This is a genomic window from Microcoleus sp. B3-D2, assembly GCF_036705345.1.
In the GTDB taxonomy this organism is placed as follows: domain Bacteria; phylum Cyanobacteriota; class Cyanobacteriia; order Cyanobacteriales; family Microcoleaceae; genus Microcoleus.
The window spans coordinates 18070-42595 of sequence record NZ_JAUBUG010000064.1; the positions used below are offsets into that span (position 1 = coordinate 18070).

Sequence of the window (24526 nt, forward strand, 5' to 3'; positions counted from 1 at the left end):
CGTGGTATTCACCGACAATACCCAAAGCCTTCTCAAGTATATCGGGCGCTACCCAGAAAAGAATTATATCCACTACATACCAAACCACTCAAATTTTTATCGCCCAACCGCGGCGGTATATTCCATACAAAATTAACCACCAAAATAAGACCGCTGTCACGGCAAATGCCAGAGAACCATTCAGCGGCCCCGCCCACGGCACAAACCAGTTTTCATAAATCCAAGTGTAAGTGGTTGGAGCATTTCCCCCGCTGCCGATATGGGTTTTCAACAGAACTCTGGCGACAATACCGGAAGCAACAAACAGGAAAATAGCATTCAATCCCATGATTTCAAAGGGTCGCCCCCATTTCCAACCTCGCACTTCTATTGTGTCGTAGCAAACTGCTAGTAATAGCAACGCCCAACCAGCGGTAAACACTACATAGGAACTTGTCCAAAGTTGTTTGTTGATCGGAAATAAAAATCCCCACAAACGGCCGATTACTACGCAACGGAACCCCCAGATTGCTAAGTTTAAACTGGTGCGGGTTTTGATTTGCTGCACGCGCAGCCATTCTCCGGTAAAGTAGCCTGTGAGGACTGTGACAACTGCGGGTAAGGTACTCAACAATCCTTCGGGGTCGAAGGGGCCGCTTTTGTACAGGTGTTGGCTACCGAGAATTAGCCGATCGACATATCCCCCTAAATTGCCCTCTGGCGTGAGTTCGCCGGCAGTGTACCCCCCTACAGCAAATACGGTTAAGGCAGCCCAATAGCCCAAAAGTACGGCAACAGCGAGCAGTTTTTGATTGCGGGGGGAAAGGTTGAGAATGGCGATCGCACTGATGAAATAAGCTAAGCCGATGCGCTGCAATACTCCCATGATGCGGATTTTACCGAAGTTTTCCACCGGGGCGCTGTTGAGAAGTACGTCAAGGGCGATCGAAGATGTATTTAGCAGCAATCCTAATATAAATAAAATCGCGGCGCGGCGCGCAATTCGCCAGTAAATATTTGAAGAAGGAAGAAGGAAGAAGGAAGAAGGAAGAGGGTTTTTATCCGATTCTGATTTTTCCTTGGTTTGTGTAATTTTTGAGGTTTCTATTCCGGTTTTTGGATAATTTTGAATATATTTAGGCAGCGAGAAAGACATCGCGCAGCCAACGATGAACAAGAAAAACGGAAATACTAAGTCTGTCGGGGTGCAGCCGTGCCATTCTGCGTGCCCTAGCGGCGGATACACCTGTTTCCAACTGCCGGGGTTGTTGACTAGAATCATCGAGGCGCTCGCAATTCCGCGAAAAACATCAAGGGATTTGAAGCGCATAAATTAACTTATTTGTTCACTGTTCACTGTTCACCGTCCACTGTTCACTATCTTAGCGGATGCCCATTTCCTAATTCTTTTCGGCCCAATTCCCAATTCCCCATGCCCAACTCCCAATGCCCCATGCCCCATGCCCCATGCCCCATGCCCCATGCCCCATTACCCCTCAACTAAATTTCTATTCCTTCCAGAGTCATAATGACTGCATTCTTCATCAACATCTCGCAGCGTTCTGCATAAAAAGCTGCTGCCTTATCATACTTGTTGACTTGCAAGACGCGCAGAAACATTTGCCTTGCTTGCGCGAATTGCTGCTGGTAGTGAAAAAAAATTCCCTGTTCAAAATAAGTTTGAGTTTGTGCTTTTAGTTCGATCATTGTCGGCGAGTCGCCATCGTAAATTTCAAATACAGCAACAGGTGTTTGTTTTCCTTTTACTTGAACGCGATCGAGAAATCGGCACTTGTAATGTTGAGGATCGTCTATCCGGCAAAGGGTTTGGACGCTAGCTACAATAGCCACCCCATAAAGCTTTGTCAATCCTTCCACGCGGGAAGCTAAATTAACGGCATCAGAAATCACCGTACTTTCCATTCGTTCCGCTTCGCCAATCGTACCTAACATTAAAGTCCCCGTATGCAAACCAATCCCTATCGAAATAGGTTGATAGCCACTGTTTTGCCTGTGTTTGTTATAAATTTTCACTTGCTGCTGCATCTCAATTGCTGCTTGCACAGCATCTTCAGCCCTGTTAGGAAACAAAGCCATAATCCCGTCACCAATATATTTATCTATAAAACCGTTGTACTCGCGGATAACTGGGCCAACTCGGCTTAAGTAAGAGTTAATAAATTCAAAGTTTTCTCGGGGAGACATACTTTCTGACAGACTTGTAAATGAGCGAATGTCCGCAAACATAATCGTCATTTCTGCTTGTACAGAGTCTCCTAGTCTGGCATCAACTATGCTTTCTCTTTTGAGAAACTTCAAAAATTCACGGGGTACAAAACGGGCTGATGCGGCTGCAATTTTTTCTAGTTCGCTCTTGCTGGATTCGATTTGATTGAGCGATCTAAATGCTCTCAGTGCGGTGACTACTGTGGTAAATAATTTTTTGTTAGTAAGTTCTGTTTTGGTTTTGTAATCATTGATATCGTAGCTGACAATTACTACATCTTCTGGTACTTGCCCGGGCTGTCCAGTGCGTAAAATAATTCGCACAATTTGATTATTTAAAATATCGCGGATGTATTTAACTACTTCCAAGCCTGCTTCTTCTGTTTCCATAACTACATCGAGTAAAATCAATGCTATGTCGTAGTTATTTTGGATTATTTCTTTAGCTTCTTTCCCTGAGTAAGCGCTGATAAAGGTTATACTTTTTCCTTCAAATTTAAAATCGTTTAACGCTAGTTTAGTAATATTGTGAATTTCTATTTCATCATCTACAATTAATATTTTCCAACTGTCTTCTAGCGGTTTTTGTTCCGCCTCGTCTTCTTCTGCAAATATTAATTCATCGTCGCCCGCCGCGATTAATTCGTCATCGCCTGCAGCCAACAGGTTTTTACTAGCTTCTGACATATATCGTTCTCCTATATAAAACTTATATCCATGTTGGCGGTTTAATAACTAATTGCTCATTTTAGCGGGAAATTCAATCATAAATTTTGTGCCTTTATTTACTTGACTTGTGCAGTTAATTGTGCCTTTTAGTTTTTGAGTAACAAGGTTATAAATAATGTGCAGTCCCAATCCCGTGCCTCCCTGACCTCTTTTGGTTGTAAAAAACGGTTCAAAAATTTTACTTAGATTTTCTGGGTCAATTCCTTTGCCGTTATCGGCATATTCAAATATTAGCCGATCGCCCTCTAGTTTGAAATCAAAAGCCAGAACTCCTTCGTCTTCTCCATCGTAGGCGTGAATTAGGGAATTCAACACCAGATTTGTCACAATTTGACACACTACGCCCGGGTAACTGTCCACTACAATATTTTCATCACACTTAATGTGTATTTTGTGCTTAGTTCTTTTTAGTTTGGCTGTTAAGGATGTCAAAATTTCCTCTAGATAGTTTTTAACATTAAACGTGCGTTTTAACTCGCTCGACTGATCTACAGCTACTTCTTTAAAACTGTGAATCAAGTCGGCTGCCCGCGTGAGGTTAGATAAGATCATATTACTGCTTTGCATGGCGGTATCCAGAAACTTTTCTAACTCGGAACGTTTTATTTGGCCGTTACTGTAAACCTCAAAAAACTTTGTGGCTTTTTCAGCAAGCAGGGAGGCGGCGGTGATGCCGATGCCGATGGGAGTATTGATTTCGTGGGCAACACCTGCAACCAACCCGCCGAGCGCAGCCATTTTTTCCGACTCTACCAGTTTATTTTGAGCCGATTTTAAGTCTTCTAAAGTTTGGGAGAGCTCGGAGGTACGCTGCTGTACTAAATTTTCGAGATTCTGATTGAATTGGTGCAAGTTGGCGTAAAGTTGGGCATTCTCGATGGAGATAGAAATTTGAGAAGACAGCAGTTTTAATATTTCTAACCTGTCTTGTGTAAAAGCGCCTGTAGTCAGATTGTTTTCTAAATATAGAATGCCAGTGAGTTGGCTTTGATTAATTAACGGAGTGCAAAGAATTGATTTAGGTTGAACAGCCATTATATAGGGTGTGCGAGTAAATTGTCCTTCGCGGCTGGCATCGTTTAAAACTATACTTTGCTGGGTGCGGGCGACGTAATTCACAACTGCAACTGCCAGCAAAGTTACTTCTCGATCGTCGGCTACAAAATCTATCGGGATTGATTGCATGACAGCAACGCGATCGACATCTACAGAGCCTGATGCTTCAATCACCCATTGACCCTCTTTTTCTAGTATTAAAAAGCCTGTTTGCGCCCCCGCATTTTCAATAACAATTTTCATCATTTTTGCCAGCAGTTTGTCTAGAACTATTTCGCCGGCTAAGGTTTGCGATGCTTTAACTGCTGTGGTCAAGTCTAGCACGCCTGCACTGTCGTTCGTAGTGGAAGCGCTGCTGGTAGATTTGTGAGTTTCAATATTAGTTGAAATCGAGCCTGAAGTTAGCAAGTGCGAGTATTTCGATTCTAAATGCGCTGCTTTGGCTGTTGCTCCCCAGCGCTGATAACAATAACGCGCTTCTGTCAAGTAAGTTTTAGAACTTTTTTCTCGTCCTATCGATAGATAAAATGCTCCTGCCAATTCTGCTGCTAGTGCTTGTACTTGTATGTATCCGTTTTCTTGGGCTCCTTCAATTGCGCGATCGTAATATTCCATTGCTCTCACAACCTTGCCCAAAACCCGCGCTTTTTCTGCCGTAAGTAAGTCGCATTTATGCTGAAGATTCATGGGCGCCGAAAGCGCTTTTTGTTGCAGTTTTTTCCGGTTACTGACAGCGTAAAAAATATGCTCTTCTTGTTCCTCATTGGTCGCAGATGGATAGGCTGCTAGGCGGGCTAGAGAATCGTAAAACTGGTATTCAGAAACATTAATAAAGCCTGCAACTCCGTCTAAATATACTTCGGCTTGCGCTGCATTTTCTAGCGCTGTAGCGATATCTCCAAATAAATACGCTAGGATTAATTTTTGCACATAAAAGTGCTGTAGCCCCACCCGATCGTTAGCTTTCAACAGCAGCGACAACAATTTTTTTTCGCTGTATGCTTCATCTAATATAAGGTGTGGACTTTCCAATTTTCCCATCAATTCCAAAATAGTTTGCCGATATATTTGATTCCAATTCAAGACAGTTTCTTGCTTGAGTTGAAACAGCAAATGGTTGTAACTTACCATTCTCCGTTCCAGTTGTGGCAATTCTTGACCGATGAAATACAAAGACTGACAAATATTTACCGCTGCATATCCAACACATTCTAAATCCCCATTTTCTAGCGCGCTTTGATAGGCGTCCTCTAATAGCGGCAAAGAGTCTTTAACGTGATGCTTGCCGTTCATCAAAATGAATGCTACTAAATTAAGCGTTTTGCTTTTGAATTCTAACGCATTTAATCTCTCGCTCAAATTTAAAGCTAATTGACCAAAGCGATCGCCAGATTCAATATCTCTAACTATTCCTTTTAAAATTGCTCCGTAATTAGCATAGCCGAAGGCAGAAAAAGTAGAGTTTCCGTAATTAATAGATAAATTCACTTGCTCGCACACAATCAGCGGCAGCAGCACAGGTTCAACTATAAATGTAGCTGAAAACATACTGGAAAGCACGCGCATAGTTGCTAACTTGTGCGGATTTGTCATAATCGGCAAGTTAATTAAATCTTCTATTTTCTTTCCTGTTAAATAAGCTGCGGTTTTAGCCAGTGCTTGCTGAATGTGGAGGGGAATCGGCGATTCGGGAAAGTTTATTCCTAACATTTTTAGTGCTTCGCGACCAATTTTTACCGATTCTTGGAGTTTGGCTTGCATCGCACAAGCTATGATTCTGATTTCAAATACTTTGATTTTGTCTAGTTCATTTTTTGCGTGTTGCAGGACAATTCTCGCCCATTTTTCCATTGGCTCAAAGTCGGTATTGAGGTAAGCAGCTTCTGCTGCTGACTCGTAGAGTGCAAGAGTCAATTCGTAGTCAGTTTCCCAACTTTCCGGGGGCAGCAGTTCAATACCTGCGGTTAAATATTTCAGGGCAAGTTCGTAAGCTGCACTTGCTTTTGCTTTGCGGCCTGCAATTAAATTTAATTTGCATAAATGAAATTGTTCTAATTGGCTGGTGATGATTTCTTTGGCAAAATTTAGTTGGTTTACGGTATCGAAAATATGCTCTTCTAATTGCTCTGGCGGTGCATTGCGTAATAAAAAACTGCCTATTTTTAGATGAATTTCTTGTTTTTGAGAATCGGATATTAAAGCATAGGCTGCTTGCTGCACTCGCTCATGCAAAAATTTGTAAGTTGCGCTCAAAATATCAGCCACTGGCAGGGAAAATTTATCGGTAAAGTCTCTAGATATTGTGTCTGTTACTTCTGTGCTTGCTGCTAGTGCGATCGGCATTTTGTAGGCGTTATTCACGAGCAAAATCAGACCGGACTGAAGTGCCTCACCGAGGTCGGTTGCTGCGGACGCCAGAGGTTTTTCGGCGATTGTCGAGAGAGTTTTTAAATCAAATTTGTTTCCGATACAAGCGGCTACTTTAAGCAGTTCCTGGGTAGCCTCTGAAAGTTTCTGAATGTTATCTATCATTAATTCGACAACATTGTCAGTTATTCCCATTTCTTGTATTTGTTCGATCTCCCACTGCCACTCGCCTGTGATATGGCATTTTTTCACAATTTGCTCTGAGATTGGTTGCGCTAATGCCGACAGGTTAGATTCAGCTAGCTTGACCAAATTATTCGAGGGTAAAACTTTAAATTTAATTAAGTTTTTTGAGTTAAGAAATTTAATCAATTGAGTTAAAAAGAATGGATTTCCAGCGGTTTTTCGGAAAAGCAATTCTGCTAAACTTAGGGATTTTTCTGGGGCGCAGTTCAAAGTATCGGCAACGAATTGGTTGACGCTGCTTATATCTAACGGCGGAAGGGCGATCGCCCTCACAGTTCCGCCTGCTTTTTTAATTGCTTCGGCGGTCAGCATTAGGGGATGATTTGCATCTACTTCCTGCTCTCTATAAGCTCCAATTATTAATAAATATTGAGTTTCCAGGTCAGTTGCTACCAGTTCTATTAACTTGAGAGATGCTGAATCGACCCACTGCAAGTCGTCCAGAAAAATTACTAGGGGGTGTTCTTTTTGAGCAAAAACGCGGATGAAGTTTTGAAATACTAAATTAAAGCGATTTTGAGATTCATTTGCTCCTAAATCGGGCACGGGGGGCTGCGGCCCGACAATCAGTTCTACTTCGGGAATAGCTTCAATAATTACTTGGCAGTTGCCGCCGAGTGCTTTTAAAATTTTTTGTTTCCAAACATGAATTTGTGCGGCATTCTCTGTGAAAATTTGCCGTAACAAATCTTGAAAAGCTTGGAGCAAAAAAGCGTAGGGAATATCGCGCTTAAAATGCTCAAATTTGCTGTCAATAAAATACCCGTTTTCCCGCCGAATCGGCTTGTAAACTTCATATACTAACGACGATTTGCCCACACCTGCACCACCAGAAATCAGCACGATTTCTGTATTGCCTCGCCTCATCCGCTGGAAAATACTGAGAAGCATATTAACTTCTGCTTCTCGCCCGTAAAACTTTTGCGAAATTTGCAGGTGACTTGACTGATCATGTTCGCCGAGGATTATGTGGGAAATTTTGCCTGTTGTTTGCAGTTGAGCGAGACAATTTTCCAAGTCGTACAAAAGTCCGAAAGCACTTTGATACCTGTCTTCGGCTGTTTTTGCTAAGAGTTTTATGACGATATCGGAAACGACTTGAGGAATCTCTTTGGTTCCTACTTGATTGATTCTGCCTTCGATGCTTCTGTTTTCTACTTTTTGCTTTCTGTTTTCACAAGGAGAAACTGGCGTTTTAGCAATATGGCAGTGTACTAATTCCATGGGATCGATCGCCTGAAAAGGCAATTCGCCACACAGCATTTCGTAAAAGGTGACGCCTAAAGAATAAAAATCGGTGCGGTAGTCGATCGCCCGATTCATGCGTCCCGTTTGTTCAGGAGACATATAGGCGAGAGTGCCTTCGAGTAAATGGGGATGGCTGGGGGCAGGGTTTTCGCCCGGTAGCAGGGAGGCGATCGCAAAATCAGCAATCTTGACATCTCCTGTCTCGATATTGACAATAATATTGCTGGGTTTAATATCTTTGTGAATAATGTGGTGTTCGTGAAGTTGCCCAATAGTTTCTGCTAGTTTGATGCCAATATGCAGAAATTGTTGTAACTCTAGCTGGTTGGTGCTGAGAAAGTCTTTTAGGGAAATGCCACCAAAATCTTCTAAAACTAAAACAGGAAAGTGATTGTATGTTTCTATTTTGTAAAGCTTGACTATTCCGGGCAAACTCAAATTTTTAAGAATTTCGGATTCGTGCAGGAGTTGGGATATTTGCGCTGGGGTAGGGTATGTCGGCGTGAGAGTTTTGAGGATAACAGGTTTTTGTTCCTCAAGCTGCATCCCTCGATAAATAACTGTGTGAGGGTTTGTATAAAGTTCTTCATCAATGCGGTATCCAGGGATAGAAATCATGATATTTGGGGGGAATTTGAAATATCTGGTTATACAATTTTAAATGTTAGATTGGGAATGATTGATGACATAAGGTTTTGGATCAGACCTACAGTTGCATTCTTTTTTGCCACAAGTATTATTAAGTAAGTGGAAATACACATCGCGATCGAGTGCGGTTTTTACGGCAGTAAACTGGCTACTATTATATAGCTGAGCTAAAACCATCCCTAAAGAGTTCTCCTCGATACTTTTTTTGTCGCTTATTTACTTATCTATATTTTAGTCTTCAAAAAATCAGAAGTCGCACTTTGCTATCCCGCCAGTGGCAAAATAAATGGGTGCTTGCAAATCAACAGCTAAAATCTAAAAAAATCATGCAGAATATAACTGCCTCAAATCCAGCTAATGCGACCGATCGCGCTTTTGGCACCGCAGACATTCAATTGCTGGTAGTGGATATAGACGGCACGATCGCAGGTTTGTCAAATACCATCCGAGAACCAGTCAAGCAGGCAATTTTGGCGGCCGAGTCGCGGGGAGTGAAAGTGGCCGTCGCTACGGGCAGGATGTACCGCTCAGCTTTGCGTTTTCACCGCGACATCGGCTCAACATTGCCGCTGATTTGCTACCAGGGCGCGTGGATTCAAGATCACGCTACTCAAAAACGGCTGCGGCACTTGCCGCTGTCGAAACAAACTGCTCTGCAACTGTTAGATTATTTTGAAGAACCGCATTTGCGACCGCTCCTTTCGATCCATTTCTACATTGAGGATCAACTTTACGTGCCGGAAATTACCGCAGCTACCCGAATTTATGCCGAACGATCGGGCATTGAACCAATGGTGATTAAAGATTTGCGGCGAGATCTTCCGGGGGAACCGACGAAAGTTTTGGCTTTGTGCGAGAATCCGGGGGTACTCGACGGCTTGCTCAGCAGTATGCGGCAGCGCTACACGCCTGCGGAGCTTTATTTGACTCGATCCGTTGCTACTTTTTTTGAAGCTACGCATCCTTTGGCGAATAAGGGAGATGCGGTGCAGTATGTAGCGGAGGAACTTTTGGGTTTGCAGGCGGCGAACGTGATGGCGATCGGCGACAATTTTAATGATGTAGAAATGATTGCCTACGCGGGTGTGGGCGTGGCAATGGGCAATGCTCCTGATGCGGTGAAGGCTGCTGCTGATTGGGTGGCGCCGGATGTGGAGGAAGATGGGGTGGCGGCTGCGATCGAACAATTTGTTTTGGGCGATCGTTGATATTTGTAGCACCAATAACCCAGGGGCGGGTTTAGCGACATTTGGAAAAAATGTATATCAACTCGCCCCGACCCAGCGACAATTTATTATTATATAACTCTCTAGTTTTGAGTTCTATGCAATCAAATTTTGATTATAAAAAAAATCCACAATTTCGGATTTTTCGAGATTAAGTCCACTCAATTACTTTGTTTGCAACATCCCAATATTTATTTAACGAACCGCGAAGACGCTAAGAACGCGTTCGGCGAAGCCGTTCCCGAAGGGTAGGAAGAAATGAAGAAAGCGGGGCGGGCTTACAGATCTTCTGGATGTGAATTTATAGATAATTTCAAACTCTTAAAAATGGGTTCCAACAGAAAGAGCACCGACGACTGGCCGTGTTTCGTCTCGGTGCTCTTACTGGTTCGCTCCTCACACGTCCATCAATATAGCTGACTCAGTAAATTGTGTCAATACTTTTTACAAAAATTGTTTTTTGAGTCGGCTGCTGCCGGGGTGCTGGTGCGGTGGAGCGAGGCTGAACCTTTGTAAGGCAGGGGTTTTTGTCGATCGCCCAAGGGTTGGATTCAGCATAAAAATTTTACTTCACTTCCAGCAGCCAGTCCAAAATCAGAGCGTTGACTTCACTCGGCCGCTCGTCGTGGGGACAGTGGCCTGTGTTGGGAATGGAAACAAATTTCACTGGTTTATCGTTGGCGGCCAATTGTTGATAAATTTGGCTGCCGGCGATTGGCGTCCACGGGTCGTCTGCGCCCCAAAGTACCAATAACGGACGATCGACTTTGGGCAGCAATTCTGAAGGTTGAGGGCCTGGAGGGGCTGTGAGAATCGAGGCAAACACTTGTTGAGCTCCGGGCTCGCAGGAGGGGGCGTGGAGGATCTCTACGAGTTCGTCGGTGATGGCTTCGCGGTTCCCGTAGACTTGGCGCAGGGTGTTGCGGATGCGGTGTTTTTGGCGGATGTTGTTGAACATAAAGGGGCCGATCAGGGGCGATCGAACTAATTTAGTAAAAGTCCCCATTACTACTCGCAGCGGGAAATTCAGTTCGTCGGGTCGGTGGTTGAGCCCGCCAGCACAGTTGATTAAGACTGCACCTGCTGATATTTCTGGATGGTTGGCGACTACCATCAAACTCAGCAAAGCGCCGATCGAATTCCCGACAAATACCGCCGGTTCCTGTACCAGATCCGCCCAGAAATCAGTCAGCAATTCTTCCCACAATTCCAGAGTGTAATCTAGGGCTGGTTTGGCGGAAGCACCGAATCCCAGCAAGTCCAGCGCAAATACGCGATAGCCGCCGGCCGCTAGTGGGGGGATATTTTGCCGCCAATGTCCGATCGAAGCCCCAAATCCGTGAATCAAGATCAGAGGGCGGCCGGTTCCTTGGACGGTATATTGGATTTTGTGACCTTTCCAAGTCCAAATTAGCTTTTCAAAACTCGTTGCAGATACTAATTGTTGTGCAGTCACGGCTATTATGTAAAGTTTCGTTAACTACTTTCATCATAGCAGAAGTCAGTAGTCAGTAGTCATGAATTATTGGTTATTGGTTATGTGTTATTGGTTATGTGTTATTGGTTATTGGTTATTGGTTATTTGTTATTTGTTATTTGTTATTTGTTGTAATACCCCATGCCCAATGCCCCATGCCCAATGCCCCATGCCCAATGCCCATTTTTAGTTTTTTTCTAGCAACCAATAAGTCATCATATTCCCCTTACCTTTTACCGGAATCACGCCTCGCCTCTCAAACAAATACTTATCTTTCAAAAGGTCATAAGTAACATCAGTAACTTGAATTCTGCCTGCAAAACCCGTAGCTTCCATCCTCGCCGCTACATTCACCGTATCTCCCCACAAATCATAAGTGAACTTGCTCACACCAATTACTCCCGCAACCACCGGCCCGGAATTGATGCCGACGCGAATTGCCAGTTTTTCCCCTGTCTCGGCGCACAACTTTGCTATTTTTGCCTGCATTCCCAGGGCCATTTGGGCGATCGCCTCGGCGTGGTCCTGTCTCGGGGTAGGCAATCCCCCGACTACCATGTAAGCATCGCCAATAGTCTTAATTTTCTCCACACCGTACTTTTCAGCTAACTGGTCGAAGTGGGAAAAAATTACGTTCAAGCGCTTGACCAACTCGGTGGGAGACATTCTAGCAGACAACTCAGTAAAGCCAACAATATCAGCAAATAAAACACTTACTTGGGCAAAACTGTCGGCGATCGTGCTTTGCTCTGCCTTCAAACGTTCTGCTATTGGTTTTGGCAAAATATTTAACAGCAACTTCTCGCTTTGTTCTTGTTGAACTTTTAGGGCTTCTTGTGCTAATTTGCGCTCGGTAATGTCCGAAACAGTACCCTCATAGTAGAGCAGCTCACCTTTTGAATCTCGAACAGCCCGGACATTTTCTGACACCCAAATCCGCCGCCCGTCTTTGCGGCATACCATAGATTCAAACCCCGAAACGGCATTCTCAGCATCCATAGCAGCCACGAATTCGAGGCGGCGTTCCTGGTCAACGTACAGTTGCTGAGCAATATTTTTAATGTCGGACATCAGTTCTTCTGGGGATTCGTAACCGTACAATTTAGCCAAAGCTGGATTAGCGCTGAGATAGCCTCCTGCAGGCGTGCTTTGAAAAATGCCTTCCATCGCATTTTCTACAATACTGTGATATTTTTCTTGGGCAATACGCAGCAATTCTTCTGCTTGTTTGCGCTGAATTAAAGAACCTAATTGAGTGCCGACTGCATTAAAAACGTCTATAAATCGTGCGTCTTTCCCACCATACGAAATTTTAAAGAAAACTAGCACTGCCAATACTTCATCGCCTACCAAAATCGGCACGCCAAAACCCGCTTTGAATCCGAGTTCTAGTGCTATCTGACTTCGGAAAAAATGCGGGTAGCCCTTGGAAATATCTTCTACCCATTCCGGTTGCTTGGATGCCCAAACTCGTCCCGGCAGCCCTATATTCCGGGCAAATGTCAGTTGTTGACTTTGGGTGCGGAACGATTCCATGCTGGGGTTGCTGGCATACCAGCCCCGGGCAGATTGCAGCACAGTTCCTTCTGCATCGGGAATCCAAGCTTCTCCTACATCCCATCCGATTGTTTCGCCAACATGGTGCAGAATTACTTCTAAAGCTGAGTGAAAGTCTACTGCTTCGCCGATCGCCCGCGTAGTTTCCAGCAAAAACCGGATTGATTCTTCAGCCCGCTGCCGTTCTGCAATTTCTTCCTGCAATCTAGAATTGCGATCGTGCAGTTCCCTAGCTTGCAGTTGCAGTTGGGATTGCAGCAAACGAAGGGAAAGTTGGTTTTGGACGCGGGCTAAGACTTCTTCTACTTGAAACGGTTTAGTAATATAATCTACTCCTCCTACTTGAAAAGCTTTAACCTTTTCCATAACGTCATCTAGCGCACTAATAAAAATGACCGGAATATCTTTAGTTTTGCGGCTCAACTTTAACTTTTCACAAACTTCATACCCGTTCATTTGCGGCATATTAATATCTAGTAAAATTAGATCGGGAGGAGATATTTGTGCCCCTTGCAAAGCCAAGTGTCCGTTAATAGCCTTCCTGACATGATACCCGTGAGATGTCAGCATAGTGGATAAAAGTCGCAAATTATCCGGCATATCGTCAACGATCAGAATGTCTTTAGGAGTCGCTGGTAATGGATGGTCATTCATCATAATATAATTGAGTTAAATCGATAATGATATCTATCCGAAAATTATCAACTAAATCTGTTAAAGCGTTAGCGAGATTTGCCTCAGTTTCGGGAATTTCCTCGATCAGTTCGAGGATGCGGTTGTCGTCAACACAAAGTGCTGCTCGGTGCAACTCGACCACCCAGTCTGTGGGCATTACACTCAAATCTTCGGTGGTCAAACTTTTAAGCAGCGTCGGTGTTGAAAAAGAAGTAGATAAGTTTTCTTTCTCATAAATATAACGCAGGTTGAGGTGATGCGCTATCTTTTCAAAGAGTACCTCTTCCCGAAACGGTTTACAGATCAAATCGTTACAACCAGCCGACAAAATTATTTGTCGCTGCTCGTCAAAAGCACTGGCAGTCAGGGCAATAATTATTGTTTCTCTACCTTCTAGAGTTTTTTTGATCTGTCTTGTCGCTTCATACCCATCCATCACGGGCATCAGCATATCCATTAATATCAAGTGCGGCTTCCAAGTTGAATGCAAAGCAATTGCTTCTTGACCGTTTGTTGCTTCCCGGACTTCAAATCCCAGGGGTACCAGCAGCTTAAGCAGCAGTTGGCGATTTTCCGCTACATCTTCAACTATTAATATCCGATAAGTTTCTTGTCCTGCTTCTAAAGCAATAACTTGTTTAATCGGTGATTTTTCTTGTTCATCACTTTCTGTTACTAAGTTAACCCAGATATTAAAGCTAAAAGTTGTCCCTTGACCGAGTTGACTTTCAACAGCAATATCACCTCCCATAATCCGGACAAACTGTTGGCTGATCGGCAACCCCAGACCAGTTCCCTGCATGGATTTTCGACCAGTTTCGGTTTGTACAAAGGGCTTAAATAATGTGGAAAGTTCCAAGGGAGAAATGCCGGAACCCGTGTCGGCAATTTCAAAATACAATTGGGATTTGTTTTCTTCGGTGGCGTCTTCTTCAGCTTGGCTGCTGACGCGCACAGTAACGGTTCCCTGTTGAGTAAATTTAATCGCATTACCGACCAGGTTAATTAAAACTTGCCGCAATTTAGCTTCGTCTGTTTGAATGTACTGCGGCAAATCATCGGCATTTTCAAAGATTAGGTGCAAACCTTTTGAGTTGGCTTTTAGTTGCAGCATTTCTTTGAGAATGTTGAGAAGGTTGTAGAGATTGAAGCGGCTGGGATTGATAGTGATTTGACCTGCTTCTATTTTGGACATTGACAAAACATCATTGATGAGTTCCAGCAAATGTTCGCCGCTGCGGTTAATAATTTCTATGTATTCTTTTTGTTCTTCCGTAATAGAACTGTTGCGGGCCATGACTTGGGAAAAACCGAGAATGGCGTTGAGAGGTGTACGGAGTTCGTGGCTCATGGAAGCTAGAAATTGGCTTTTGGCGCGGTTGGCAACTTCGGCGTTTTCTTTGGATTTAATCAGTTCCATAGACTGCCTTTGAGTGCGGGCGAGCAATTCCGCTTGCTGTAATGCTACTCCTAGCTGAGTACCTACATCAACTGCAACGTTGATTTCAGCTTCGATCCACTGCCGGGGAGCTGAATTTTGATAGGATGCTAGTAATCCCCAGAGCGTTTTTCCGCAGAAAATTGGCACAATAATGTAGGAGTTAGCTTGAAATTTTTCTAGCAATTGGATGTAACAATTATCGAAACCTTGCTTGTAAATATCTGGGACACAAAGGTAAGTTTTACCTCGGCTGAAAACTCCGCCTTGGGTTTCTTGCAAATAGGTATCCTGTATTTCTTGTGAGGGGCTATCTAATCCTTTGACAACGCAACGTTCGCTGTCTAAAGCGCCTTCAGTAAAGTGAGAATCGAGTTCCTGTTCTTGGATGAAAGAAACCCACTTGTGGTCACGGGATTCGGCTACAAATTCGCCGCTCCAGTCTGGATTGAAACGGTAAATGGCGACTCGATCGCACTTCATGGTTTGGCGCAATTCTCGGGTTGTGGCGTAAAAAATTTCTCGGATATCTAAAGTTTGCCGCATTCTTTCAATGATGCGGGCGATCGCTCTTTGTCGTAAAGCACTTTCTTGCAGTTCGGTTTCTGCCTGCTTGCGTTCGGTAATATCTACAGCCATTAAAGCAATGCCGATCGCTGTACCGTTATCGTCAATTAGCTGAGTATTGTACCACTCGCAGATGATAATTCTGCCGTCTTTAGTCCGATTTTCGGTAGTGCCGCTGGATTTGGCATTCAAGTCATGATTGAAAATCTCCGATAATTGCGGGTGGTAGCTTTCAGGTACGATCAAATCGGAGGCCACTCGGCCAATCGCTTCTTGCTCACTGTAGCCAAAAATAGCAACTGCCGCGGGATTCCAAGTGATAATTTCTAAATTGAGGTTTAACTCGATAACTGCGATCGGCGTTTGCTGCAATAAAAACGAGATTCTTTGCTGCGATGCTAGCAGTTTCTCTTCGGCTAATTTGCGGTCTGTGATGTCATTAGCGGTGCCGAGAATTTGTTTGGGTTTACCATCAGTTGTTCTGAGAAATACTGTATCCCAACTGTGCATCCACCGCCATTCACCGTTTTTGTGTTTCATTCGGTATTGAAATTGAATGATATCGCCGTCTTTGGCTCCCTCCATTTTTTGGAGATGTTCAAAAAAAGCTGGCAAATCCTCGGGGTTCATCAGCGTTGACATCATTGCTGTACCCATATCTTGTATTTCTTGGGTGGTGTATCCCAGCATCGTCGCCATTTGTTGGTTACTGTAGACATTCCGCTGTTCAATTACATCGTAAACGTACAAGAGGTTAGGATTGGAATCGGCGATCGCTTGAATGAAGTGCTGGCTCTCTCTGAGTGCGGATTCTGTTTGTTTGCGAACGCTAATATCTCGCGCCACGATAATCACTGAATCTGGAGTAAGCGGAGAAACTTTAGCATCGAGGCAAACTTCGCGCTCTCCGATTTTAAAGCTATATTCAACATTGAGGGTTTGCTTCGTTTTTAGAGCTTGTTTGATGGCATTTAATACTAAATCTGCTATAGGTTGCGGCAAGACTTCATGAGCGGTTTTGTTAATCATTTCGCTTGGAGGTTTCACCAGATTTGTTGATGCTGTCGGGGCGATTTTGATGCAGCGCCCTTCTGCATTTCTGACTAAAACTGTGTCAGTCATGGCGGCAAAAATCGCCCGCAATTCTGTTTCAGATTCTTGCAGAGCTTGCTCGGCGCGGACGCGGGTGCGAATTTCTGCTTGCAGCACTTTATTTTGCCGATCGAGCTGCTGAATTCGGTTTTTTTCTCGTTCGAGCAGTTTAGCTTGAGCGATAGCGAGCCCTACTTGAGCCGCCACAGCTTCTAATAAGTCGATTTCCTCGGAAGTCCATTCCCGGTAACGATCGCACTGGTGCAAACAGATAGCGCCGTTTGCCATGCCTTGGTAGGAAGTGCGAATTGCCAGCATTGATTTTAACCCAACCTTCTGGCAAATCGGTTGAACAGCTTGCAACAGAGGGTCTGAATAAACATTGTTGGAGGCGATCGCCAGATCTTGTATCATCATTTGTATGACGTGAGGATTGCCCCAAATTGGAACAGGTACGTTCCGAATAGATTCGCACTCGGGTTCGAGATACTCTGCCGCCAGAGGAATATCGACTTGGGGGGTAGTAACGTAAGTATGAATCAAACAGCGATTGGCGCAGAATGCCAGACCGATTTGAGTTGCAGCTATTTGAAATATTTGTTCTGGCTGCAAGCTTGAGCGAATTTCTTGAGTTATTTTTGCAATTAACAATTCTCGTTGAACTTGCCGTTCTAAAGCAGCTTTAGCTCCCGCCATTTCTATTTCTGCGTGCTTGCGATCGCTGATATCAAAAACTACGCCATACCAAACAATATCGCGATTATCGCGTATTTCTGGCCGAGAATTAGATTGCAGCCATTTGAGTTTACCCGACGGTGTAATAATCCGCCATTCAAAGGCAAAAGGTTCTAAAGTTTGGGCGCTAGTAGCAATTTTTTTGACCAGATAATCTTGGTCATCTGGATGATTTTGAGAGAAGCAAAATTCGGGATCTCTTAATATTTCTTCACTCTCGAATTCGTAAATATCCCGACAAGCATAACTAATATATTCAAACTTGAAACTTCCATCGGCCTTCTTTATAAATTGATAAAGAACTCCCGGTATATTGACTGCCAATTTCTGCAACCGTGCTTTGCTTTCCCGGAGTGATTGTTCTGTTCGCTTGCGAAATTCTACCTCTTGTTGCAGTTGGGCATTCTGCTGTTTTAATTGTTTTGATAGCTGTTGTATAGTCAATTGACTTTCGAGCCGCACTAAAATTTCTTCCACTTGAAAAGGCTTAGTAATGTAGTCAACACCGCCGACTTCAAAAGCTTTGACTTTGTAAAAAGTTTCCTCAAAAACGCTCAAGAAAATAACCGGGATTTCTCTAGTTTTTTCGTTAGCTTTCAGTCGGGCGCACACTTCATAGCCGTTCATTTTGGGCATGGCAATATCCAGCAAAATTAAGTCTGGGAGGACGGTTAAATTAGCATTAACCACCATTTCTCCCGAAATTGCCCGCTGAACTTTATACCCTTCTTTCGTCAATATGTCTGATATAAACCGCAGGTTTTGGGGCTGATCGTCAATAATTAAAATTTGAATATTTCCTTTATCTAATATCATTTTTGTCTGATTACTGTGAATTTTTTAGTGCTAGCAGCAGGTTGATAATTTAATAAGTTTAGCGATTCCTTTCCGATCGTAATTATTTTTTATTAAACACTTTTTGACCTCACCAACAAAAAGAGTAATTTTAGATATTAGTTCATCAAATAACGCACATTCTCTACTTTTAACTTATTAGTTGCTAGTCTTAAGTTAGCAACTAAAGTTAACCGTATTTTAATTATATTTAATTGCCCACAAAAATCCCCTTATTTGCTGTCCAAATTAAGTTGGTGGAAAAACAATCATCGCTTAGGCACTCCACACCAAAGCAACCGGGTTTTTTAACTTTGTTCAAGGGCTGCGACAACGTATTTTTGTACAACCAGGTTGAGCCGCCTGGGACAGTTTTTTTTACTTGACTTTAGCATTAAAGATCCCAGGAGGGTAACGCAAGTTTCTTGACATTTTGCTGCCATCTTCAAAAAGTTTTAGCACATATACATACCTGGACGCAGTGCGAGGCGAATAAACCGGGTTTTTACTCTTGCCCCAGGGAGCATCTCAACGAAAGCAACCAAGCTAGAAATTGGAGTTTTGAGCCAGGAGAGAGGAGGCAGGAGGAAAGAGGAAGAAGGAAGGAGCCAGAAGAAGTGTTTTTACAAATATGAGATGCTCCCTTGCCCCAGGCTGCAACGAAGTATGGCTGTGAAAAAACTCGGTTTCGACGCACCCGTCCACAACTCTTAAGATATTTATAGGTGACTAAGAGTATACATCGCTCATCCCGCACCCAAAGCCTACCATATCAACTATTTTCTCGGTCTTTTCTATGCCAGCAATTCCTTAAGTTTAGCAAAATTTTCATGGCTGAAGTAAATTTTAATTTCTAGTTCTTGGTCAGATTCCCACAGCAGCAGCATATTATCTTCGCCCAAGGCGATTTCGGGATTGTTTAATTCAAGTGTTTGATATTTAACTTCGGGAATGCCTACGCGAATTACCAGTTCCGATTCCAACTGAGGATAGATGTACAATTGCTGTTGCAAGTTGTCAAGTTCTAATTTGTCAACAGTGTTGTTACGTTGGACGGGAGAATCGGGTGTGGACCAATAGAGAGTTTGCTCCCGAATTTCGGGATTGACTATCACAAATGTTTCGTCAAAACGCTGGGGGTGCCAGTGAATTTCGCTCAGACCGCCGATTTGCGGAATTAGTCGCTCTACCCAGCTAATTTCTTTGCCGTTGAGGTTGCCCCACCACTCACTGATATTATGGAGGTTGTCACCATTTTCGGGGTGGCTGCTGCCGGACTGCCAGACTGTTTTTAGTTGTTGCATATAGAGGTTCTCCAGCGAATTTAAATTTGAGATTGCAGGCTTTCAATTGGAGATTCATTCGTTATACAATAATTTTAATGGACTTACCAATTATTTACCACGAAGATTACGTTGCACCTCTGCCACCGGATCACCGCTTCCCGATGGCAAAGTTTCGGATGCTTTACCAGATGCTGCTCGCGGAGGGGGTAGCAGATAAATCGCAATTTCACGCTCCCGAACTTCCCCCTCAAGAATGGATTGAATTAGTCCACGACCACTCCTATGTTCAAGCTTACTGCAACGGGACGCTAGATAACAAAGCGACTCGGCGAATTGGTCTGCCTTGGAGTCGCGCCCTTGTTAATCGCACTTGCACTGCGGTTGCAGGAACTGTACTAACTGCCAAGCTCGCTTTAGACTACGGTTTGGCTTGCAATACTGCGGGCGGAACTCATCACGCCTTCCCTGCTTTTGGGTCTGGTTTTTGTATTTTTAATGATTTGGCGATCGCCTCTCGCGTCTTACAAAAAAATGGTTTAGTTCGCAAAGTTTTAATTGTCGATTTAGATGTCCACCAAGGAGACGGAACCGCCGTAATATTCCAAGATGACAGCAGCGTTTTTACTTTCTCAATGCACTGCGAAGTAAATTTTCCCGGCACTAAACAAAAGGGCGATTTAGATGTATCTTTGCCTGTGGGTATGGAGGACGACGAATATTTACAAACCTTGGATAAATTCTTACCTGATCTGCTTTCAAATGTCAAGCCAGATTTAGTTCTGTACGATGCTGGAGTAGACCCTCATCACGGTGACAAACTGGGAAAATTAGCTTTAACTGATACGGGCTTATTTCGCCGGGAAATGCAAGTTTTGATGGCCTGTTTGGCTGGCGGCTATCCCGTTGCCTGCGTGATTGGCGGGGGCTATTCCGATGACGCTAAGGGGTTAGTTTACCGGCATTCGCTGCTGCACCGAGCCGCCAGTCAAGCCTACAGGCAGTATCGACTTTGATCCAGATCGGCGAGATTTAAAATTGACTTCAGTATTGTTTGGCGATATGATTGCGTGTTTAGGGTATGACTTCATACTAAAAACTGGCTAAAGTGGCATTAAAATAGATGTATCGCATTCAATCGTAGTGTATTTTATGGAATCCTACTCGTTAAAGCTCAGAGAAGATGGGGCACAAGAACCGAATTTGATGCCGATCGACAAGCGCTACCTGCTCGTCCTCAACATCCCATCCTCCTGCGACTCCAAAGGCAGCAGGTATCTCGATCCCCTGTGGGCAAAAGACTTAATCGAACACTTCAAGTATTTGAAAAACTTCACGCTAGCATCGCCGCGCGCGCTAGAAAACCCCCCACAAAATACCAGACAGGTGGATTCGGAAACATCATTTGCTGATGCTAAATTTATTGACCTTCCCTCGCCAAATACCTACGCCCAAGCAATATTGCTGCTGCCGGTGACGGTTGCCCAACTTTGGGGCGCGATCGCCTCTGCAGATATCGTACACAGCGCCGTAGCAGGCTGGCCGATTCCGATGGCATGGTTAGTGACGCCAATAGTCCTTATACAGCGGAAACCATACCTGATCGTAGTCGAGTCCGCACCGTGGCGGCTGCCACCGGGCATCCCTGCCAGCATTAAAGCCAAAATTCTAGCTTACATATCCGAAACATTGAATCGCTGGTGCATCAACAGCGCCGACTTGACCATCTTTACACAGGCAGAATACCAGCAGAGTTTATTAACAAAACGACACAAAGAAAGTCACATAATTAATGCTTCGTGGATAGATGAAGCAAATATTATTTCGGAAGCCGACGCGACAAAAATATGGCACGAAAAACTGTCTCCCTCACCCAAACAACTAAAAATTATATTTGCGGGCAGATTGCATCCTAATAAAGGCTTGTTAGTTCTCCTAGAAGCAATGAAAATCTTGGACGAGCAAAACATTGCCGTCAAGCTGGACATACTCGGTGAAGGCCAACTGTTAAGCAACTGCCAAGCAGCCAGCCAGGCGATGCAAAAATCGGCACAGATTGAACTTTTGGGAACCCTTCCTTACGGCTCAGAATTATTCGGGCGGCTGCAACAATATCATGCTGTTGTGGTTCCCAGCATCTCAGACGAGCAGCCCAGAATCGTATACGATGCTTATTCCCAGGCCGTACCTGTACTGGCAAACAACACAGCCGGACTCCGCGACTGCATAGAAAACGGCATCACAGGCTCGATCGCTCATTGCAATGACCCCGTTGCTTTAGCAAACTTGCTCAAACAGTCGGGAGAAAACTTGAACCTACTTCAAAATATGGGCATGGCAGCTCTGAACAAGGCTCGCAGCCTGACTCACCAAGAAATGCACCGGCAGCGGTGGCAGCTTTTGTTAATTATGTTGGAGAAATTAAAAAAGTAGGCGATACCTGCAGGAGGGCGATCGCTCCAGCTTGCCAGAACGGTACAACTTGAGCTAAAAAGTTGTTAAACAAACAACGGTACTTATGTCGAAGGCCAGCGAGTCCAATCACCCCTATCCACTGCTGGTTGTCATTGTTAACTACCGAACCTCTAGTTTGACAATTGACTGCTTGCGCTCTCTAGTTAGCGAAGTGCAATCGCTGCCCGGTATGCGGGTCGCAGTTGCCGACAATGCTTCAGGCGACAGTTCTACCGAACAAATACCAGCGGCGATCGCAAAAGAAGGGTGGAGTGAATGGGCATCCTTCGTTCCCCTAGACCGCAACGGCGGATTTGCCTTCGGCAACAACGCCCTCATCCGTCCCGTCTTGCAATCCACCAATCCCCCCCCTTACTTCCTGCTGCTCAACCCAGACACCATAGTTCGCCCCGGCGCCCTCAAAGCCCTCGTCGATTTCATGGACACTCATCCCGACGCCGGCATCGCCGGCAGCCGCTTGGAAGATCCCGACGGTACTCCCCAGGAGTCAGGGTTTCGGTTTCACACCCTAGCCAGCGAGATCGATTTCGGCTGGCGTCTTGGTCCTGTGTCGAAGTTATTGAAAAACTGGGCCGCAGCGCCTCCGATTTCCCAAGAAATCTGCCAAACAGATTGGGTAGCTGGAGCCAGCATGATCGTTCGTCGCGAAGTATTTGAAAAGATTGGCTTGATGGATGAAGCTTATTTCATGTACTGCGAAGAAATGGACTTTTGCCTGCAAGCTCACAAAGCTGGCTGGAGTTGCTGGTATGTACCTGAAAGTCGCGTGGTCCACCTAGTAGGTCAAAGCTCAGGCGTCACTGATACCAAAAAGCCCGCCAAGCGGTTGCCGACCTATTGGTTTGATTCCCGGCGTAGGTACTTTATCAAAAACTACGGCTTGGTTTACACAGCATTAACTGATATATCCTGGGCTTCGGGTTTTGCAGCCTGGAGGGTGCGCCGCGTACTTCAAGGGAAACCCGATGGCGATCCACCACAATTCCTGAGGGATTTTGTATTAAATAGTGTATTTTTTAAGGGGGGTAAGATTGAAAAATCCAAAAACTTTTAAAGGGAGTTGGTAAATCGGTCAAAGCCAAGTAAATCAGGTTAGCCTAGGCAAGCAAAATATTTTATGATGCAGCCGAGAAATTAGTATTCTAGATCGATAAAACCGGCTTGCTCCTTCCTCAAAAACCTGATAGACCCATTAATATCGTCGGCATCTAGCAATAGAGTAAACAAGAAATAGTGTGAATTAGAGCTTATGGTAACTGAGCAAAACTTAATCACCAGTGAAAATCAAGTAGAAGACCCCGGCCTGGGACTGTGGCAGCAAATTAAAGAAGACTGGATTGCTCACGGTCGAGATTGGACAAAACCGGGATTTCGCGCCGTAGCAGTGCAGCGTTTTGGCGTCTGGAGAATGCAGGTAGAACCGAAATTACTGCGAGCTCCTTTGAGCATTATTTATCGATCACTCTACCGAAAAGTCCGCAATAGTTACGGGATAGACTTGCCTTACACTGTGAAGCTCGGGCGGCGGGTGGTGATTGAACATCAAAACGCTATTATTATTCACGGATATTGTACGATCGGCGACGATTGCATTATCCGCCAAGGTGTAACGTTGGGAAACCGCTATTTGGAAAAACCGCTAGAATCCCCTCAATTGGGCGATCGGGTTAACGTCGGTGCTGGTGCAAAAATCCTCGGAAAAGTAAACTTGGGAGACGACGTAAATATCGGGGCCAACGCTGTAGTTTTATCAGATGTTCCAGCAGGCAAAACAGCAGTGGGCATCCCCGCCAAGATTCTTGGATCTACTCATAACCACCAAAATGCTTAAATCAACCGTTCAGAAAATCCTCCGCCACCTTGCCATGCGTTACGGCAAGTTCCCCGGCCTCTACACCAAATTCTGCAACCCCAGTTCCGAAGAATACACCGAATTTCGGCGTTGCACAATTTGAGGAGGATGCTTGTGGGGTGTGCCGGCTGCTGTGAAAATACACGCCTTCGGGTTCATGAGCCCATCCCACAAAACAATCAAAATCATCCCGCAATTATGCAACACCCGAATTTCTCCGTCGGCACGGCAACTTGTACGCGCTCGGCTCTAATTGCAGCATCCTGCCCAGCACCGTCTTTACAGATCCCGCCTACGTCCGCATCGGCAACAACGTCCACTTCTCCTCCTGTACCCTGATCGGCCACGACGGCTCGATCGCCATGCTCAACCGAGCTTACAACGTTAAACTAGATTCCGTAGGCAAGATAGATATCGGCGACAACGTATTTATCGGCTACGGGGCGATCGTCCTCCCTAACGTCACCATCAGCTCAAATGCGATCGTCGGCGCCGGTGCAGTCGTCACCAAAGATGTCGCCGAGGGCGATGTAGTTGCCGGCCTCCCCGCCAGACCGATCTGCCGCGTCGAAGACTTAGGAATAAAAATTTAATAACATCAGCGATGTATAATAAATAAATGAGTGAATATGAATAGGTTTATGTTTCGGTAGATATGTCAAATATTATACCTACTTAGTTCTTCTTATGTCGCCCATGATTTTTTGATTTGAATAATTTCTGACTAACTTAATTTATGTAAGCTGTTGTGCATTTAAAACGCATATTGGTATAATATAACATAATGATATTCAGAAAAAGTGAATGCCTGCTAAA

Annotated in this window: 13 protein-coding genes; 6 read left to right on the forward strand and 7 right to left on the reverse strand. The window is 44.5% G+C overall.

The window, feature by feature from the left end; all coding sequences use genetic code 11:
• Window positions 1–88: 88 nt before the first annotated feature.
• The 3 genes from QUB14_RS21715 to QUB14_RS21725 form a co-directional block, all read right to left on the reverse strand.
• Window positions 89–1309 carry a heparan-alpha-glucosaminide N-acetyltransferase domain-containing protein gene (locus QUB14_RS21715; protein WP_333219133.1) on the reverse strand — a complete coding sequence of 407 codons (1221 nt, stop codon included), beginning with the start codon at window positions 1307–1309 and terminating at the stop codon, window positions 89–91.
• 170 nt (window positions 1310–1479) lie between these two features.
• A complete protein-coding gene (locus QUB14_RS21720) occupies window positions 1480–2892 on the reverse strand; it encodes an adenylate/guanylate cyclase domain-containing protein (protein ID WP_333219131.1) in 1413 nt (470 codons plus the stop codon).
• A 48-nt stretch (window positions 2893–2940) separates the two neighbouring features.
• A complete protein-coding gene (locus QUB14_RS21725; RefSeq protein WP_333219130.1) occupies window positions 2941–8469 on the reverse strand; it encodes an ATP-binding sensor histidine kinase in 5529 nt (1842 codons plus the stop codon).
• 356 nt (window positions 8470–8825) lie between these two features.
• On the opposite strand from QUB14_RS21725, the gene QUB14_RS21730 reads away from it, so the two are divergent.
• Window positions 8826–9707, forward strand: coding sequence for a Cof-type HAD-IIB family hydrolase (locus QUB14_RS21730; RefSeq protein WP_190658377.1), 882 nt, complete (start codon window positions 8826–8828; stop codon window positions 9705–9707).
• A gap of 583 nt (window positions 9708–10290) precedes the next feature.
• On the opposite strand, the gene QUB14_RS21735 is transcribed toward QUB14_RS21730, so the two are convergent.
• The 4 genes from QUB14_RS21735 to QUB14_RS21750 form a co-directional block, all read right to left on the reverse strand.
• Window positions 10291–11181 carry an alpha/beta fold hydrolase gene (locus QUB14_RS21735; RefSeq protein WP_333219127.1) on the reverse strand — a complete coding sequence of 297 codons (891 nt, stop codon included), beginning with the start codon at window positions 11179–11181 and terminating at the stop codon, window positions 10291–10293.
• Window positions 11182–11388: 207 nt separating this feature from the next.
• Window positions 11389–13416 (reverse strand): adenylate/guanylate cyclase domain-containing protein, encoded by a 2028-nt coding sequence (locus QUB14_RS21740; RefSeq protein WP_333219125.1) that lies wholly within the window; start codon window positions 13414–13416, stop codon window positions 11389–11391.
• Window positions 13406–18082, reverse strand: coding sequence for a response regulator (locus QUB14_RS21745; RefSeq protein ID WP_333219123.1), 4677 nt, complete (start codon window positions 18080–18082; stop codon window positions 13406–13408). Before QUB14_RS21745 ends, QUB14_RS21740 begins: the two co-directional genes overlap by 11 nt.
• A gap of 812 nt (window positions 18083–18894) precedes the next feature.
• A complete protein-coding gene (locus QUB14_RS21750) occupies window positions 18895–19404 on the reverse strand; it encodes a hypothetical protein (protein ID WP_333219121.1) in 510 nt (169 codons plus the stop codon).
• A gap of 77 nt (window positions 19405–19481) precedes the next feature.
• Between QUB14_RS21750 and QUB14_RS21755 the strand changes: the two genes are divergently transcribed.
• The 5 genes from QUB14_RS21755 to QUB14_RS21775 all read left to right on the forward strand — a co-directional run bounded on the left by QUB14_RS21755 (window position 19482) and on the right by QUB14_RS21775 (window position 24303).
• Complete coding sequence (locus QUB14_RS21755) at window positions 19482–20399, forward strand: histone deacetylase (RefSeq protein WP_333219119.1); 918 nt, start codon at window positions 19482–19484, stop codon at window positions 20397–20399.
• Window positions 20400–20535: 136 nt separating this feature from the next.
• Entirely contained in the window at window positions 20536–21816 is a 1281-nt protein-coding gene (locus QUB14_RS21760; RefSeq protein WP_333219117.1) for a glycosyltransferase, read from the forward strand.
• 85 nt (window positions 21817–21901) lie between these two features.
• Entirely contained in the window at window positions 21902–22912 is a 1011-nt protein-coding gene (locus QUB14_RS21765) for a glycosyltransferase family 2 protein (protein ID WP_333219115.1), read from the forward strand.
• Between the two features lie 195 nt (window positions 22913–23107).
• Window positions 23108–23689, forward strand: a complete 582-nt coding sequence (locus QUB14_RS21770) for a serine acetyltransferase (protein ID WP_333219113.1) — start codon at window positions 23108–23110, stop codon at window positions 23687–23689.
• 254 nt (window positions 23690–23943) lie between these two features.
• Window positions 23944–24303 (forward strand): acyltransferase, encoded by a 360-nt coding sequence (locus QUB14_RS21775; RefSeq protein WP_333219111.1) that lies wholly within the window; start codon window positions 23944–23946, stop codon window positions 24301–24303.
• Window positions 24304–24526 lie beyond the last annotated feature (223 nt).

Excerpts from the sequence above, each read along its gene's own strand:
- QUB14_RS21715 (WP_333219133.1), bottom strand. The coding sequence starts at position 1,309 with ATGCGCTTCAAATCCCTTGATGTTTTTCGCGGAATTGCGAGCGCCTCG.
- QUB14_RS21720 (WP_333219131.1), bottom strand. The coding sequence starts at position 2,892 with ATGTCAGAAGCTAGTAAAAACCTGTTGGCTGCAGGCGATGACGAATTA.
- QUB14_RS21725 (WP_333219130.1), bottom strand. The coding sequence starts at position 8,469 with ATGATTTCTATCCCTGGATACCGCATTGATGAAGAACTTTATACAAAC.
- QUB14_RS21730 (WP_190658377.1), top strand. The coding sequence starts at position 8,826 with ATGCAGAATATAACTGCCTCAAATCCAGCTAATGCGACCGATCGCGCT.
- QUB14_RS21740 (WP_333219125.1), bottom strand. The coding sequence starts at position 13,416 with ATGATGAATGACCATCCATTACCAGCGACTCCTAAAGACATTCTGATC.
- QUB14_RS21745 (WP_333219123.1), bottom strand. The coding sequence starts at position 18,082 with ATGATATTAGATAAAGGAAATATTCAAATTTTAATTATTGACGATCAG.
- QUB14_RS21750 (WP_333219121.1), bottom strand. The coding sequence starts at position 19,404 with ATGCAACAACTAAAAACAGTCTGGCAGTCCGGCAGCAGCCACCCCGAA.
- QUB14_RS21755 (WP_333219119.1), top strand. The coding sequence starts at position 19,482 with ATGGACTTACCAATTATTTACCACGAAGATTACGTTGCACCTCTGCCA.
- QUB14_RS21760 (WP_333219117.1), top strand. The coding sequence starts at position 20,536 with ATGGAATCCTACTCGTTAAAGCTCAGAGAAGATGGGGCACAAGAACCG.
- QUB14_RS21765 (WP_333219115.1), top strand. The coding sequence starts at position 21,902 with ATGTCGAAGGCCAGCGAGTCCAATCACCCCTATCCACTGCTGGTTGTC.
- QUB14_RS21770 (WP_333219113.1), top strand. The coding sequence starts at position 23,108 with ATGGTAACTGAGCAAAACTTAATCACCAGTGAAAATCAAGTAGAAGAC.